Origin of the sequence: Streptomyces humidus (assembly GCF_014649655.1) — a bacterium.
Lineage (GTDB): Bacteria > Actinomycetota > Actinomycetes > Streptomycetales > Streptomycetaceae > Streptomyces > Streptomyces humidus.
Genome location: NZ_BMTL01000009.1, coordinates 204,179 through 219,407, shown reverse-complemented (window position 1 = coordinate 219,407; position 15,229 = coordinate 204,179). Strand labels below are relative to the sequence as shown.

13 protein-coding genes are annotated in these 15,229 nt (G+C 70.7%); 5 read left to right on the top strand and 8 right to left on the bottom strand.

Features of this window, described 5'->3' with window-relative positions:
* Positions 1-81: 81 nt before the first annotated feature.
* Positions 82-567, top strand: coding sequence for a DUF3180 domain-containing protein (locus tag IE239_RS13220; protein WP_190149457.1), 486 nt, complete (start codon positions 82-84; stop codon positions 565-567).
* A gap of 73 nt (positions 568-640) precedes the next feature.
* On the opposite strand, the gene folE is transcribed toward IE239_RS13220, so the two are convergent.
* The 6 genes from folE to dacB form a co-directional block, all read right to left on the bottom strand.
* Positions 641-1,246 (bottom strand): GTP cyclohydrolase I FolE, encoded by a 606-nt coding sequence (gene folE / locus IE239_RS13215; RefSeq protein ID WP_190149456.1) that lies wholly within the window; start codon positions 1,244-1,246, stop codon positions 641-643.
* A gap of 154 nt (positions 1,247-1,400) precedes the next feature.
* Positions 1,401-3,440: an ATP-dependent zinc metalloprotease FtsH gene (gene ftsH, locus IE239_RS13210; protein WP_190149455.1), complete on the bottom strand. Its 2,040-nt coding sequence runs from the start codon at positions 3,438-3,440 to the stop codon at positions 1,401-1,403.
* A 186-nt stretch (positions 3,441-3,626) separates the two neighbouring features.
* The gene (gene hpt, locus IE239_RS13205; RefSeq protein WP_190149513.1) at positions 3,627-4,187 is read right to left on the bottom strand and encodes a hypoxanthine phosphoribosyltransferase; all 561 of its coding nucleotides are present in this window, start codon (positions 4,185-4,187) and stop codon (positions 3,627-3,629) included.
* 74 nt (positions 4,188-4,261) lie between these two features.
* The gene (gene tilS, locus IE239_RS13200) at positions 4,262-5,293 is read right to left on the bottom strand and encodes a tRNA lysidine(34) synthetase TilS (protein WP_190149454.1); all 1,032 of its coding nucleotides are present in this window, start codon (positions 5,291-5,293) and stop codon (positions 4,262-4,264) included.
* Positions 5,294-5,486: 193 nt separating this feature from the next.
* The gene (locus tag IE239_RS13195; RefSeq protein ID WP_190149453.1) at positions 5,487-6,620 is read right to left on the bottom strand and encodes an Rv3626c family coenzyme F420 biosynthesis-associated protein; all 1,134 of its coding nucleotides are present in this window, start codon (positions 6,618-6,620) and stop codon (positions 5,487-5,489) included.
* A 123-nt stretch (positions 6,621-6,743) separates the two neighbouring features.
* Positions 6,744-8,417, bottom strand: a complete 1,674-nt coding sequence (dacB, locus tag IE239_RS13190; protein WP_229878064.1) for a D-alanyl-D-alanine carboxypeptidase/D-alanyl-D-alanine endopeptidase — start codon at positions 8,415-8,417, stop codon at positions 6,744-6,746.
* Positions 8,418-8,496: 79 nt separating this feature from the next.
* Here dacB and IE239_RS13185 point away from each other — a divergent pair, with 79 nt between their 5' ends.
* Both IE239_RS13185 and IE239_RS13180 read left to right on the top strand, forming a co-directional pair.
* Positions 8,497-8,988 (top strand): inorganic diphosphatase, encoded by a 492-nt coding sequence (locus IE239_RS13185; RefSeq protein WP_007452023.1) that lies wholly within the window; start codon positions 8,497-8,499, stop codon positions 8,986-8,988.
* A gap of 127 nt (positions 8,989-9,115) precedes the next feature.
* Positions 9,116-10,780: a threonine/serine exporter family protein gene (locus IE239_RS13180; protein WP_190149452.1), complete on the top strand. Its 1,665-nt coding sequence runs from the start codon at positions 9,116-9,118 to the stop codon at positions 10,778-10,780.
* Positions 10,781-10,825: 45 nt separating this feature from the next.
* Here the strand turns inward: IE239_RS13180 and IE239_RS13175 are convergent, their stop codons facing one another.
* Positions 10,826-11,839: a DedA family protein gene (locus IE239_RS13175; RefSeq protein WP_190149451.1), complete on the bottom strand. Its 1,014-nt coding sequence runs from the start codon at positions 11,837-11,839 to the stop codon at positions 10,826-10,828.
* 141 nt (positions 11,840-11,980) lie between these two features.
* Between IE239_RS13175 and IE239_RS13170 the strand changes: the two genes are divergently transcribed.
* Positions 11,981-12,346: a YbjQ family protein gene (locus tag IE239_RS13170; protein WP_190149450.1), complete on the top strand. Its 366-nt coding sequence runs from the start codon at positions 11,981-11,983 to the stop codon at positions 12,344-12,346.
* 46 nt (positions 12,347-12,392) lie between these two features.
* Here IE239_RS13170 and IE239_RS13165 read toward each other — a convergent pair whose 3' ends face one another.
* Positions 12,393-13,154 carry a MerR family transcriptional regulator gene (locus IE239_RS13165; RefSeq protein ID WP_190149449.1) on the bottom strand — a complete coding sequence of 254 codons (762 nt, stop codon included), beginning with the start codon at positions 13,152-13,154 and terminating at the stop codon, positions 12,393-12,395.
* A 551-nt stretch (positions 13,155-13,705) separates the two neighbouring features.
* Here IE239_RS13165 and gad point away from each other — a divergent pair.
* Positions 13,706-15,112 carry a glutamate decarboxylase gene (gene gad / locus IE239_RS13160; protein ID WP_190149448.1) on the top strand — a complete coding sequence of 469 codons (1,407 nt, stop codon included), beginning with the start codon at positions 13,706-13,708 and terminating at the stop codon, positions 15,110-15,112.
* Positions 15,113-15,229 lie beyond the last annotated feature (117 nt).

The window sequence follows — 15,229 nt, the reverse complement described above, 5'->3', positions numbered from 1 at the left end:
GTTAAGGTCAGCAGAGAGGTCAACGAGACCACTGCCCGCGAGATCTTCCTGCCGTGGGCTCGGGGGAGCTGAAGGGACACCGTGAGAGAGCTGCGCATCAGGGTGCTGGCAGGCGTGTTCGTCGTGGCCGGGATCCTGTCCTGGGCCGGCGCCCGCCTGTGGAACTCGATCGGGACCTTTCCCAGCGTCCCGCTGGCCGCCCCCATCGTCCTCGCCCTGATCGCCGTCGTGCTGGCGGCCACGGCGCTCTCGCTGCGCGCCCGCCTCAAGGCCCAGCGCGAGCGCCGCCCCGAGGCCAAGGGCGTCGACCCCCTGATGGCGGCGCGTGCGGTGGTCTTCGGCCAGTCCAGCGCCCTGGTCGCCGCCCTCGTCTCCGGCATGTACGCAGGCACGGGCGTCTTCCTCCTGGAGTCCCTCGACATCCCCGCCCGCCGTGACCAGGCGATCTACGCCGGCGCCTCGGTCCTCGCGGGCATCGCGGTGATAGCGGCGGCCCTCTTCCTGGAACGTGTCTGCAGACTCCCGGAGGACGACGACCACGAGAACGGCGCGGCGTCCGCGGCATGACGCCGTCCGCCGCCACGGAGTCCCGCCGCCACGGAGTCACCCCGTCCCGCCGTCGCCGGCAGGTCGGCGTGTGTCAGCGCGCCAGTATCAGGCCCATCGCCTCGGCCCGGGTCGTGGCGTCCCTGAGCTGACCCCGCACCGCGGACGTCGTGGTCTTGGCGCCGGGCTTGCGGATTCCCCGCACCGACATGCACATGTGCTCGGCCTCGACGACGACGATGACGCCGCGGGCCTCGAGAATCCGCATGAGGGAGTCCGCGACCTGCGTGGTGAGACGTTCCTGCACCTGGAGGCGGCGGGCGAACACCTCGACCAACCGCGCCAGTTTGGACAGGCCCGTGATCTTGCCGGACTCCGCGGGAATGTAGCCGACGTGGGCGACGCCGTGGAACGGCAGCATGTGATGCTCGCACAGAGAGACGATCTCGATGTCCTTCACCAGCACCATCTCGTCGTGGCCGAGATCGAACGTGGTGGTCAGGACATCCTCGGGCACCTGCGTGAGGCCGACCAGAAGCTCCCTGTAGGCCCGCGCCACCCGCGCCGGCGTCTCCCGCAGTCCCTCGCGCTCCGGGTCCTCGCCGACCGCGATCAGCAGCTCGCGTACGGCGTTCTCGGCGCGCTTCTCGTCGAACTCGCCGACGAAGCCGTCGCCGTCCAGCGTCACGGGGTCGGTCATGGGGGCCTCGTTCCTGTGCGGGTCGCTCGGGTGGGTATGCACCTCATCTGCGAGCCTACGAAATCGGTCATACGGAAAATGCCGCGCCCCCCAAGCTAGAACCTGGGGTGCGCGGCATCCATTCCGGGCCTGGTGGGGCCTGCCGGAGCCGGGATCAGCTCTCGGGGCGGTCCTCCGGGCTGGGCTCGGCGACCGGTCCGGTCTCGACCGCGGTGGACTTCACGGTCGAGATGGCCGGCGTCGCGCCGTTGGCGCCGTTCGTCAGTGCCAGCTCCCTGGGGGAGAGCACCGGCGGCCGGGTGGACGGCGTACGTCGCGAGGAGCCGGTCCAGGCGGGGCGTGCCGGTCGCTTGACGATGGCGGAGAAGATCTCGGCGATCTCCTCCTTGTTCAGCGTCTCCTTCTCCAGCAGCCGGAGCACGAGGTTGTCGAGGACGTCACGGTTCTCGACCAGGATCTCCCAGGCCTCGTTGTGCGCGTTCTCGATCAGCTTCTTGACTTCCTCGTCCACCAGAGCGGCGACCTCTTCCGAGTAGTCGCGCTGGTGAGCCATCTCACGGCCGAGGAAGGGCTCGGTGTTGTCGCCGCCGAACTTGATCGCGCCCAGCCGCTCGGTCATGCCGTACTGGGTGACCATCGCCCGAGCGGTGGCCGTGGCCTTCTCGATGTCGTTCGCCGCGCCCGTGGTGGGGTCGTGGAAGACGAGTTCCTCCGCCGCGCGCCCGCCCAGCATGTAGGCCAGCTGGTCGAGCATCTCGTTGCGGGTGGTGGAGTACTTGTCCTCGTCGGGGAGGACCATCGTGTAGCCCAGGGCACGGCCTCGGGACAGGATCGTGATCTTGTGGACCGGGTCGGAGTTCGGGGAAGCCGCCGCGACCAGGGCGTGTCCGCCCTCGTGGTACGCGGTGATCTTCTTCTCCTTGTCCGACATGATCCGGGTCCGCTTCTGCGGGCCCGCGACCACACGGTCGATCGCCTCGTCCAGCATGTGGTTGTCGATCAGCTTCATGTCCGAGCGGGCCGTGAGCAGCGCGGCCTCGTTCAGCACGTTGGAGAGATCGGCGCCCGTGAAGCCGGGGGTGCGGCGGGCGACCGCGGCCAGGTCGACGTCGGGCGCGACCGGCTTGCCCTTCTGATGAACCTTGAGGATCTCCAGACGGCCCTGCATGTCCGGACGGTCGACCGCGATCTGGCGGTCGAAGCGGCCGGGACGCAGCAGCGCGGGGTCGAGGATGTCGGGCCGGTTCGTGGCGGCGATGAGGATCACGCCGCCCTTCACGTCGAAGCCGTCCATCTCGACGAGCAGCTGGTTCAGGGTCTGCTCGCGCTCGTCGTGACCGCCGCCGAGGCCGGCGCCGCGGTGGCGGCCGACCGCGTCGATCTCGTCGACGAAGACGATCGCCGGGGCGTTCGCCTTGGCCTGCTCGAAGAGGTCGCGGACCCGGGAGGCGCCGACGCCGACGAACATCTCGACGAAGTCGGAACCGGAGATCGAGTAGAAGGGGACGCCCGCCTCGCCGGCGACGGCGCGCGCGAGGAGCGTCTTGCCGGTGCCGGGCGGCCCGTACAGGAGCACACCCTTGGGGATCTTGGCGCCGACGGCCTGGAACTTCGCCGGTTCCTGGAGGAACTCCTTGATCTCGTGGAGTTCCTCGACGGCTTCGTCCGAGCCTGCGACGTCGGCGAACGTCGTCTTCGGGGTGTCCTTGGTGATGAGCTTGGCCTTGGACTTCCCGAAGTTCATGACCCGGGAGCCGCCGCCCTGCATCTGGTTCATCAGGAACAGGAAGACGACCACGATGAGGACGAAGGGGAGCAGGGACAGCAGGATCCCGACGAAGGCGTTCTGCTTCGTCGGCGAGACCGTGTAGCCGTCCGGGATCTGCTTGTCCTGGTACTTGGTCTGCAGCGTGTTGGCGATCGTCACGCCCTGATCGCCGATGTAGCTCGCCTGGATCTTCGAGCTGCCCTTGATCTTCACGCCGTCTTTGAGCGTCGCCTTGACGGTCTGCTCGTCACCGGTGGTGAGCTTGGCCGACTCGACCTTGTTGTCGTTGATCGCTGCAATGACCTGGCCGGTGTCCACCGTCTTGTAGCCGCCGGACGAGCCGACGACCTGCATCAACACGACCACGGCAAGGACGGCCAGCACGATCCACATGACCGGCCCACGGAAGTATCGCTTCACGTCCATCCATACGGAGCGGTGTCGCCCCGTCCCTCCTGCCATAGTGAGTTTGATAAGACAGTTCTTCTGACGGTACCCCAGCTTCGTCGCGCAAAGCCGCACGGGACGGCTGGCGCACCCGTCTGCATGCTCCAACGGCGTGAGGCCCGCCGGGGTTCCCGATCTTCCCCATGGGCTTGCGCCCTTCGGGTTTCAGCCGCCGTAGACGTGGGGCGCGAGCGTACCGACGAACGGGAGGTTCCGGTACTTCTCGGCGTAGTCGAGGCCGTAGCCGACGACGAACTCGTTGGGGATGTCGAACCCGACCCACTGGACGTCGATGGCGACCTTGGCGGCCTCGGGCTTGCGCAGCAGCGTGCACACCTTGAGGGAGGCGGGCTCGCGCGAGCCGAGGTTGGACAGCAGCCAGGACAGGGTCAGGCCGGAGTCGATGATGTCCTCGACGATCAGGACGTGCTTGCCCTTGATGTCGGTGTCGAGGTCCTTGAGGATCCGCACCACTCCGGAGGACTGGGTGCCCGCGCCGTAGGACGACACGGCCATCCAGTCCATGGTGACGGGGGTGGACAGGGCCCGGGCGAGGTCGGCCATGACCATGACCGCGCCTTTGAGGACGCCGACGATGAGCAGGTCCTTGCCCGCGTACTCCGTGTCGATCTTCGCGGCCAGCTCGGCCAGCTTCGCGTCGATCTCTTCCTTGGTGATGAGCACCTCTTTGAGGTCGGTGCCCATGTCTTTCGCGTCCACCCGCATCACTTTCGGTTGTCCCACCGCGGCCGCCGGGACCGCCCACGACCACGTAAGCGGTCCTGCCGGAGGGCCCGGATTCAGCCTTGCCGAATCACCAGTCTGCCACCCTGGCGCTGGGCGACGACTTTGCCCGGGAGATTGATGACCCCCTGGCCGCGCCAGCCGGTGATCAGCCGGTCGACCTCCTCGATGTGCCGGGCGAAGAGCGAGCCGGCGGGAGCGCCCGCCTCGATCGCGGCGCGGCGCAGGATCCGGCGGCGTACGGCGGGCGGCAGGGCGTAGAGCTTGTCGCACTCCAGGAGGCCGGCCGCGTCGCGTACGGAGGACTCGGCCTGGCCGGCCCAGGCGTCGAGGGCGTCGGCGTCGTCGCGGGAGAGCTGGGCCGTGCGGGCGAGGGCTTCCACGACGCCCTTGCCGAGGGCCTTCTCCAGGGCGGGCAGGCCTTCGTGGCGCAGCCGGGAGCGCGTGTAGGCCGGGTCGGCGTTGTGGGGGTCGTCCCAGACGGGCAGGGACTGGACCATGCAGGCCTTGCGGACGGTCTGCCGGTCCAGGTGGAGGAAGGGGCGGCGGTAGCGGCGGGCGGCGCCGGGCCGCCCGGAGACCGCGGCCATGCCGGACAGGGAGCGGATGCCGGAGCCGCGGGCGAGACCGAGCAGGACGGTCTCGGCCTGGTCGTCGCGTGTGTGCCCGAGCAGGACGGCGGTGGCGCCGTGGGCTTTGGCGGCGGCGTCGAGGGCGGCGTAGCGCGCGTCGCGGGCGGCGGCTTCGGGACCGCCCTCGCGGCCGACGGCGACGACGGTGGACTCGACGGGGTCGAGGCCGAGTTCGCGCAGTCGCAGGACGACTTCCGCGGCGCGCAGGTCGGAGCCGGGCTGCAGGCCGTGGTCGACGGTGACGCCGCCGGCGCGGACGCCCAGCCGGGGGGCTTCGAACGCGAGGGCGGAGGCGAGGCCCATGGAGTCGGCGCCGCCGGAGCACGCCACGAGCACGAGCGGCGCGGTCGGGCGCTCGTGCGGGTTCGCGTCGGGGGCGGGTTGGTCGTTGAGGATGTCGTGAAGTACGCGGCGGACCGCCAGGCGTATCGCCGCGACCGCAGGATGGGGACCCATTGTCCGGTTCCCTTCATGAAGTTTTTCGGGGGTTGGCCCGAGGTTCGGTCACTCAGAGTGTGTAGATGGTGACAGAGCCGGGCCGTTCCCTGAGCATTGCACGCCTACGCAGGCCTCACGGTCCCTCGGACGGGTGATTGCGGGGGCGTTCGTCTGCCGGCGGCCGGATTCGGTTCCCGGCCGTTCCGACGGTTCACGAGTCGGCCTTGCGGTGCACTCGCGCGACCCACTCGGCGGGTTCGGCGATCTCGGCCTTGGTCGGAAGTGTGTTCGGAGAGGTCCACACCCGGTTGAAGCCGTCCATGCCGACCTCGTCGACGACGGCCCTCACGAAGCGCTCGCCGTCCCGGTACTGCTTGAGCTTGGCGTCCAGGCCGAGCAGCCTGCGCAGGGCGATGTCGAGCCGGGAGGCGCCCTTGGCCCGGCGTTGCTGGAACTTCTCGCGGATCTCGGCGACGGTCGCCACGACTTCGGGGCCGACGCCGTCCATGACGAAGTCGGCGTGGCCCTCCAGGAGGGACATCACGGCGGTGAGGCGGGCGAGGATCTCACGCTGGGCGGGCGTCTGCACGAGTTCGACCAGGGAGTGGCCGCCGTCGTCCTCCTCGCCCTCCGGGCGGCCGCCGGCGAGGGACTGGGCGGCGTCACGGACGCGTTCCAGGAACGTCATGGGGTCGACGTCGGTCTCACCCAGGAACGACTGGATCTCGCCCTCCAGGTGGTCGCGCAGCCAGGGCACAGCGGAGAACTGCGTGCGGTGCGTCTCCTCGTGGAGGCACACCCAGAGGCGGAAGTCGTGCGGCTCCACGTCGAGTTCGCGTTCCACGTGGACGATGTTCGGCGCGACGAGCAGCAGACGGCCGCCGCCGTCGGCGCCGGCGGGGAGTTCGCGGGTGGCGGGGGCGAAGGTCTCGTACTGGCCGAGCACGCGGGACGACAGGAACGAGAGCAGCATGCCGAGTTCGACGCCGGTGACCTTGCCGCCGACCGCGCCGAGGACCGCGCCGCCGGGGGTGTTGCCGCGTCGCTCCTGCATCTTCTCGAGGAGGGGTTTGAGGATCTCCCGGAAGCCCGCGACGTTGGCCCGCACCCAGCCCGGGCGGTCGACGACGAGGACGGGCGTGTCGTGGATGTCCTCGGTGGCCATACGAGTGAAGCCCCGGACATGTCGCTCCGAGGCTTTGGCGTGTCGGCGCAGTTCCGCGACGACGGCACGCGCTTCGTCGCGGCTGACCTCAGGTCCCGGCCGTACGAGCCGGGTCGCGGTCGCCACCGCGAGATTCCAGTCGATCATCCCTGATGAGGCGGCGCCACCGATGCTCGTCATGCGTCAACCGTACGTGAGCGCCGCCGGGGAGGGCAGGCCGCGAGAGGCCGGTCAGGGAGATGTCAGGGTCGGGTCCCCGTGCGGCTCGGGGGCGGCCCGGGGGCGGCCCGGAGACCGCGGGGCTCAGCGGCAGCCGCAACCGGCCAGTGCCGTGGCCGCCTTGTCCAGCGCCGCCTGGGCCGCCGCCGGGTCGGTCGTGCCGGCGGCCATGAGGGCGAAGGCGAGAAGCCGGCCGTCCTGGTCGACGACCGTGCCGGCGAGGGTGTTGACGCCGGTCAGGGTGCCGGTCTTGGCGCGGACGACACCGGCCGCGCCGTCGGCGTAGCGGCTGCTGAGGGTGCCGGTGAAGCCTGCGACCGGCAGACCGGTGAGGACGGGTCGCAGGTCGGGGCGGCGCGGGTCGCCGGCCTTGACCAGGAGGGCGGTGAGCAGGTTCGCGGTGAGGTGGTCCCGCCGGTCGAGGCCGCTGCCGTCCATGAAGCGGGCGCCGGCGACGGGCAGTCCGAGCTTCTTCAGCTGGGCCAGGACCGCTTTGCCGGCGCCGGCGAAGTCGGCGCGGACGCCGGTGGCGACGGCGGTCTGGCGGGCGAGGGCCTCGGCGATGTCGTTGTCGCTGTTGGTGAGCATCCGCTCGACCAGGCTGGACAGCGGGGGCGAGGAGACCGTCGCGACGCTCTGCGCGCGGGTGGTGGCCTTGGACGGGCCGGGGGGCGTGGTCCTGACGCCGGCGGCCTCGAGGAACTTCCCGAAGGCGGTGGTCGCTTCGGCCGCCGGGTCGCCCACGCGGGTCGTCGGGCCGCTGTCGGAGCCGTCGGTACGGCCCTCGTCCGCGCTCAGGGCGGTGACCGGGGCGAGGTTGGGGTTGACTCCGATGGGGTGAATCTGCGGGCCGGCGTACAGGGTCGTGTCGTACGAGAGCGTCACCCGGGTGAGTCCGCGCTTCTTCAGGGCGGCGGCGGTGGAGGCGGCGAGGGCGCGCAGGCTCGCCCGGCCGTCGGCGTCCGCGCGGGCCGTGAGGGCGGGGTCGCCGCCGCCGACGAGGACGAGTTCCCCGGTGTCGGGTTCCAGCGCGGCACGGGTGGTGAAGCGGTGCTCGCCGCCCATCGCGGAGAGCGCGGCGACAGCGGTGGCGATCTTCGTGGTGGAGGCCGGGGTCAGCGCCTGGGCGGCTCCGGCGCCGTAGAGGCTCTTGCCGGTGGCCACGTCGACGACCGCGGCGGCGTGCTGGGCGCCCAGGGCCGGATCGCCCAGCAGGGGCCCCAGGACACCCGTGAGGCCCGTGCCGGTCGGGAGGGCGCGGGGAGCGGACTTCACTGTGTCGCCGCCTCCGCCGCCGAGGGCGCCGAGGCCGGTGAGGACCGAGGCGGCGCTGGGCGCGGGCCGGGGCGCTCCGGCCGCCTCGTCGGACGTACCGGACGAATCACCCCGACGTCCGTGATCTGTGCCACCCGTCCGTCCCAGGGCGGCGACCCGGTCCCGCTCGGCCGTACGCTGACCGCTGGAATCCCAGGGCCCGGCCGCGGTCACCACGACGGCGGTCAGCGCCAGCCCGGCGGTCGCCGCACCCGCGGTGTACTGCCAGGTCCTGGCGTTCGGACCAGCCTTCGTGATCCGCGCGAGCTGCGGTCGCGCCGCCTGCGCGAGCCGCGCGGCCTGCGGCTTCACGGCCGCGGCCACGTGCGCGAGGCGGGGCCGTACGATTCCTGCGGCCCGTGCCAGACGCGGTCGTACGGCGTCCGCGACCCGCACCACATGCGGTCTCGCGGTCCGCCAAGGCCTCAGCTCTGGCACGAACACCAGCCCCTTTCGCGATCACACACCTGCGTGAGGGACACTTAACCACCAGAACTATGTGCTGATCATGGAGGAACCACCGGTGGAGTTCGACGTCACGATCGAGATCCCGAAGGGTTCGCGGAACAAGTACGAGGTGGACCACGAGACCGGTCGGATCCGCCTGGACCGTCGACTCTTCACCTCGACCGCCTACCCGACCGACTACGGCTTCGTCGAGAACACTCTCGGCGAGGACGGCGACCCGCTCGACGCGCTGGTCATCCTGGACGAGCCGACCTTCCCGGGCTGCCTCATCCGGTGCCGCGCCATCGGCATGTTCCGGATGACGGACGAGGCCGGCGGCGACGACAAGCTGCTGTGCGTCCCGTCGACCGACCCGCGCGTGGAGCACCTTCGCGACATCCACCACGTGTCGGAGTTCGACCGCCTGGAGATCCAGCACTTCTTCGAGGTCTACAAGGACCTGGAGCCCGGCAAGTCCGTCGAGGGCGCCGACTGGGTCGGCCGCACCGACGCCGAGGCCGAGATCGAGCGGTCCTACAAGCGCTTCAAGGACCAGGGCGGTCACTGAGGGACCCGCGGTGTGAAACGCCTGCGCAGAGGTAGGTGAAGGGCTGCACGCAGGCGCGTGCGGCCCTTTCGCGCGTCTGTGCGCATACTGGGGCCACGGAAGGTGTCGTTCCAGGGAGCGTTGCTGAGTGTCGGAGGCGGAGGACCGCAAGCCGCAGTCGGACGAGGCGAGGAGTGCCTTCGACCCCGAGATCACGTCCGAGTTCGCGATTCCGTCGGGTCTGGCCGTCGCCAAACCCGTGGGTGAGCCGGAGACCACGTCCGAGTTCGCCGTCCCGGCGGGGCTGGACGTGGTCCAGCCGGTCGCCGGCGAGGGCGAGGGGTCGGCGTTCAGCCCGCCGAGCACGTACAGCGCCCGGCAGGCCCCGGCCGCCTTCACCCCGGCCGACGGCGTCCCGGTGGTGAGCCTGATCAAGGACCTGCCCTGGCAGGACCGGATGCGCACGATGCTGCGGATGCCGGTGGCCGAACGGCCCGCTCCGGAGCCGGGGCCGAAGACGGCGGAGGAGGACGGTCCGGCCGTCCCCAGGGTGCTCGACCTGACGCTGCGCATCGGCGAGTTGCTGCTGGCGGGCGGGGAGGGCGCCGAGGACGTGGAGGCCGCGATGTTCGCGGTGTGCCGCTCCTACGGGCTCGACCGCTGTGAGCCGAACGTCACCTTCACGCTTTTGTCGATCTCGTACCAGCCGTCCCTGGTGGAGGACCCGGTGACGGCGTCGCGGACGGTGCGCCGCCGGGGCACCGACTACACGCGTCTGGCGGCCGTCTTCCGGCTCGTGGACGACCTGAGCGACCCGGAGAGCCATCTCTCGCTGGAGGAGGCCTACCGGCGGCTCGCGGAGATGCGCCGTAACCGGCACCCGTACCCGACCTGGGTGCTGACCTCGGCGAGCGGGCTGCTCGCGGGCGCGGCCTCGGTGCTGGTCGGCGGTGACCTGGTCGTGTTCGTGGCGGCCATGCTCGGCGCGATGCTCGGCGACCGGCTGGCGTGGCTGTGCGCGGGGCGCGGGCTGCCGGAGTTCTACCAGTTCCTGGTCGCCGCGATGCCCCCGGCCGCGATCGGCATCGCGCTGACGCTGTCCCACGTCGACGTGAAGGCGTCCGCGGTCATCACGGGTGGGCTGTTCGCGCTGCTGCCCGGGCGGGCGCTGGTGGCGGGCGTCCAGGACGGTCTGACCGGCTTCTACATCACCGCGGCCGCCCGTCTGCTGGAGGTCATGTACTTCTTCGTGGGCATCGTGGCCGGGGTGCTGGTGATGCTCTACGTCGGGGTGCAGCTCGGCGCGCATCTCAATCCGGACGCGGCCCTGGGCGTCACCAAGCGGCCGCTGTGGCAGATCGGGGCGTCGATGCTGCTGTCCCTGACGTTCGCCGTGCTGTTGCAGCAGGAGCGGTCCACCGTGGTCGCGGTGACCCTCAACGGAGGTGTCGCCTGGTCGGTGTACGGGGCGATGCGCTACACCGGCGACATCTCGCCCGTCGCGTCCACGGCCGTCGCGGCCGGGGTGGTCGGCTTGTTCGGGCAGTTGCTGGCGCGCTACCGGTTCGCTTCGGCGCTGCCGTACACGACCGCCGCGATCGGACCCCTGCTGCCGGGTTCGGCGACCTACTTCGGGCTGCTGGCCATCGCGCAGAGCAAGGTGGACGCGGGGCTGGTGTCGATCACCAAGGCCGCGGCGCTCGCGATGGCCATCGCGATCGGGGTGAACCTGGGGTCCGAGGTGTCCCGGATGTTCCTGCGGATCGGCTCCCAGGAGAAGCGGCGGGCCGCCAAGCGGACGAGGGGTTTCTGACCCCCCGTCCCTGTACGCGGTTTCCCGTAGCCCCGGTTGTCGTTTCTAGTAGCCCTGGTTGTCGTAGGGGTACTGGCCGTTGGGGCCGTCGTGGCCGTTGTGCTGAGCCCCGTACGGCTGTTCCTGCTGCGGCTGCGGCTGCGGCTGCGGCTGCGGCTGCGGCCAGTCGTCCTGGGCGTGCCGCTGACGCTGCCGCTGGGGGTACGGCTGCTGTTGCGGGTACTGCTGCGCGCCGTAGTAGTCGCCCTGTCGGCCTTGCCGACCGTGATCCTGGCCGTGGTTCTGGTTCTGGTCGCCGTACGGGTACTGCTGGTCGTGCTGGTCGATCCGGCGGAGCCGGGTCGTCGCGTCGTCCATGACCGGGAACTGCTGCTGGTGGGGCCGGTGCTGCTCAGGGGCCTGCGACGCGGCCTGCGGCGCGGCCTGGGACGCGGCCTTCTTGGACTTGGAGCGGGCCCGCGCGAACTCGATGATGATCGGGACCACGGAGAGCAGGACGATCAGGATGAGCATCGCTTCGATGTTCTTCTTGACGAAGTCGATGTTGCCGAGCCAGGAGCCGAGCAGGGTGACGCCCGCGCCCCACAGGACGCCGCCGATGACGTTGAAGGTCAGGAAGGAGCGGTACCGCATGCCGCTGACGCCGGCGATGATCGGCGTGAAGGTGCGCACGATGGGGACGAAGCGGGCCAGGATCAGGGACTTCGGGCCGTGCTTCTCGAAGAACTCGTGCGCCTTGGTGACGTTCTCCTGTTTGAAGAGCCGGGAGTCCGGGCGGTTGAACAGCGACGGTCCGACCTTCTTGCCGAACATGTAGCCCGCCTGGTCGCCCAGGATCGCGGCGGCGCAGATCAACGCGACCGCGCCCCACAGCGGGAAGTCCAGCTGGTTGGACGTGATCAGCAGGCCGGCGGTGAACAGCAGGGAGTCGCCGGGGAGGAAGAACCCGATCAGCAGGCCGGACTCCGCGAAGACGATGAGCAGCAGACCCCAGATACCGAAGGTGTCGAGCAGGTAGTCGGGGTCCAGCCAGCTCGGTCCGAGGGCGATCGTCGTCACGCTTCCGGGCTCCTGACGGGTGGGGGAACGTACAGCGTCCATGCTGCAGCCGGACAAAGCTATCAACGCAATGCGTCAGCCCCAGGTTCCACGGACGTCTCCGGGATGCACAGTGCGCCCTCCGGGGCGAAGCTGTGAGCCATGGGTATCGAGGATTACGGCGGCGGGCAGGGCCCCCAGCCGGACGTACTGGTCGTCACCACGAACGACGTGCCCGGGTTCCGGGTGCAGCAGGTCATCGGCGAGGTCTTCGGGCTGACGGTGCGCTCACGGCATCTGGGCAGTCAGATCGGCGCGGGCCTGAAGTCGATGATCGGCGGTGAGCTCAAGGGGCTGACCAAGACCCTGGTGGAGACCCGCAACCAGGCCATGGAGCGGCTGGTCGAGCAGGCACGCGCGCGGGGAGCCAACGGTGTGCTGATGTTCCGCTTCGACGTGACGGAGGCGGCCGACGTGGGCACCGAGGTGTGCGCCTACGGGACCGCCGTGGTCCTGGCCCGGGAGTAGGTCCTGGCCCGGGAGCAGCCCCGGACCAGGACCGCCGGGTCGCGGCTCACCCCGTGCGCCGGGACGCGTTCGCCAGGATCGCCTCCCTGAGGTGTTCGGCGAGGCCCGGGTGCATGGCGTCGTAGAACGCCTTGAAGCGCTCGTCGGAGACGTACATCTCACCCAGGCAGCGGTGCATCTCGGGTGGGCAGTCGTAGTACCAGGCGCCGATGTGCGTGCGGTGTTCCTCGGCCAGGTCCATGGCCTCGTCGCCGGTAGCCGGCTCGCCGGCGGCCACCAGGGCGGAGTAGCGCTCGCTCCAGGCGTCGACCTCGGCCTGCAGCCGCTTCCAGTCGGCCTTGGTGTAGCGGGCGACGCGGCGCTGCGACTCGGCGTACGCCTCGGTGCCGCCCCAGCGCTGTTCCGCCTCTTCGGCGTACTGCTCGGGGTCCTTGTCGCCGAAGACCTCGAACCGTTCATCGGGTGTGAGGTTGATGCCCATCTTGCGTGCCTCCATGGCGTGTTCCACGGCCTCGGCCATCTCCTGCAGTCTCCCGATCCGGGCGGTCAGCAGTTCGTGCCGGCGGCGCAGGTGCGCGCGCGGGTCGGCCGCCGGGTCGTCGAGCAGGGCCGCGACCTCCTCGAGCGGGAAGCCGAGCTCGCGGTAGAACAGGATCTGCTGCAGCCGGTCGAGGTCGGCCTCGTCGTAGCGCCGGTGGCCCGCGTGGCTGCGCCCGCCGGGGACGAGCAGCCCGATGTCGTCGTAGTGGTGCAGCGTGCGCACCGTGACACCGGCGAATCCGGCGACCTGTCCTACGGAGTAGCTCACTTCGTCCGCCCCCTTCCCGGTACGCCTCCACGATGCGTCCTCACGTCGCGTGAGGTGCAAGCCGGTCTCCCCGGATCTCCCCGGAGGCGTCCGCGCCCGGATGTAGTGTCCGTTTCGTCCGTTTATCGTGAGGCCGTGGTCCAGACACCTCGCAGTATTCGCCCACCGCTCCGGCGGCGACGGCGCGCACCCTGCTGCCGTCGATCCCGCCCGCTCCGCCGGCCGGGGCCGGCCGGCGCGCCGCGGCGCCCGGGGCCGGGCGTGGGCCCCCGACCTCGTCCGGTCTCCCGAAGCGCGTCAGCGGGCCGCCCAGGGCCCCTGGCAGGCCCAGGACGACACCGCCGTGCGACGCCGCCGAACGGCGGCGCCGGCCTCGGGCGCCGCGGCACACCGGCCCCGGCGTCGAGCACCGCACTGCTCCACGTCGCCTCGCTGCCCGCCCCGCCTCTGGTGACGGGGCCGCCGCTGGTGACGGGGCCGCCGCAGAGGCAGTTGCGCACGGACGGAACTTCGGTCCGCTGACACCCGTTCGATCCTTCAGGAGGCATTCCATGCCGTTGCACAAAGGTTCCCAGAAGTCCGACGAGCGTCCACTGTCCGTCAATCCCTTCTACGGGGAGGCGGATCCGGTCACCGGCATGACCGAGGCGCCGCCCAAGCACCGGCTGCCGGACGGCCCGACGTCCCCGTCGACGGCGTATCAGCTGGTGCGCGACGAACTCATGCTGGACGGCAACGCGCGCCTCAACCTGGCCACCTTCGTGACCACGTGGATGGAGCCGCAGGCCGGCATCCTGATGGCGGAGTGCCGGGACAAGAACATGATCGACAAGGACGAGTACCCGCGCACCGCCGAGCTGGAGCGGCGCTGTGTGGCGATGCTCGCCGACCTGTGGAACGCGCCCGACCCCTCGGCGGCCGTGGGCTGTTCGACGACCGGGTCGAGCGAGGCGTGCATGCTCGCCGGAATGGCGATGAAGCGACGGTGGGCGCGGCGCAACGCCGACCGCTATCCGGGGGCGCGTCCGAACCTCGTGATGGGGATCAACGTCCAGGTCTGCTGGGAGAAGTTCTGCAACTTCTGGGAGGTGGAGGCCCGCCTGGTCCCCATGGAGGGGGAGCGCTTCCACCTCGACCCGCAGCTCGCGGCCGAACTGTGCGACGAGAACACCATCGGGGTCGTCGGCATCCTCGGGTCCACCTTCGACGGGTCCTACGAGCCGATCGCCGAGCTGTGCGCGGCGCTGGACTCCCTCCAGGAGCGCACCGGCCTGGACGTCCCGGTCCACGTCGACGGCGCGTCCGGCGCGATGATCGCGCCGTTCCTCGACGAGGACCTGGTCTGGGACTTCCGCCTCCCGCGCGTGGCGTCCATCAACACCTCGGGGCACAAGTACGGGCTGGTGTACCCGGGGGTGGGCTGGGCGCTGTGGCGCGACAAGGAGGCCCTGCCGGAGGAGCTCGTGTTCCGTGTGAACTACCTGGGCGGCGACATGCCCACCTTCGCGCTCAACTTCTCCCGCCCGGGCGCCCAGGTCGTCGCGCAGTACTACACGCTGCTGCGACTCGGCCGCGAGGGCTACCGGGCGGTCCAGCAGACCACGCGGGACGTGGCCGGACGCATGGCCGGGCAGGTGGAGGCGCTCGGCGACTTCCGGCTCCTCACCCGGGGCGACGAACTTCCGGTGTTCGCCTTCACCACGGCGGAGGGCGTGGACTCGTTCGACGTCTTCGACGTCTCCCGGCGGATGCGCGAGAGCGGCTGGCTGGTGCCCGCGTACACCTTCCCGGCGAATCGGGAGGACCTGTCCGTCCTACGCGTCGTGTGCAGAAACGGCTTCTCGGAGGACCTCGCCGACCTGTTCATGGAGGACCTCACCCGGCTGCTGCCGGACCTGCGACGGCAGTCGGGTCCCGCGATCCGGGACAAGAGCGCGGCGACGAGTTTCCACCACTAGGAGACCGGCCGCGGGCGGGCGGGCGGACGCACGCCGGGTTCGCCGGCCGTGCCGTCGGCGATCGCGCGGCCGCGGTCCACGAGGGACGGTCCGGACGAGCGGGGCACGGCGGTCCCG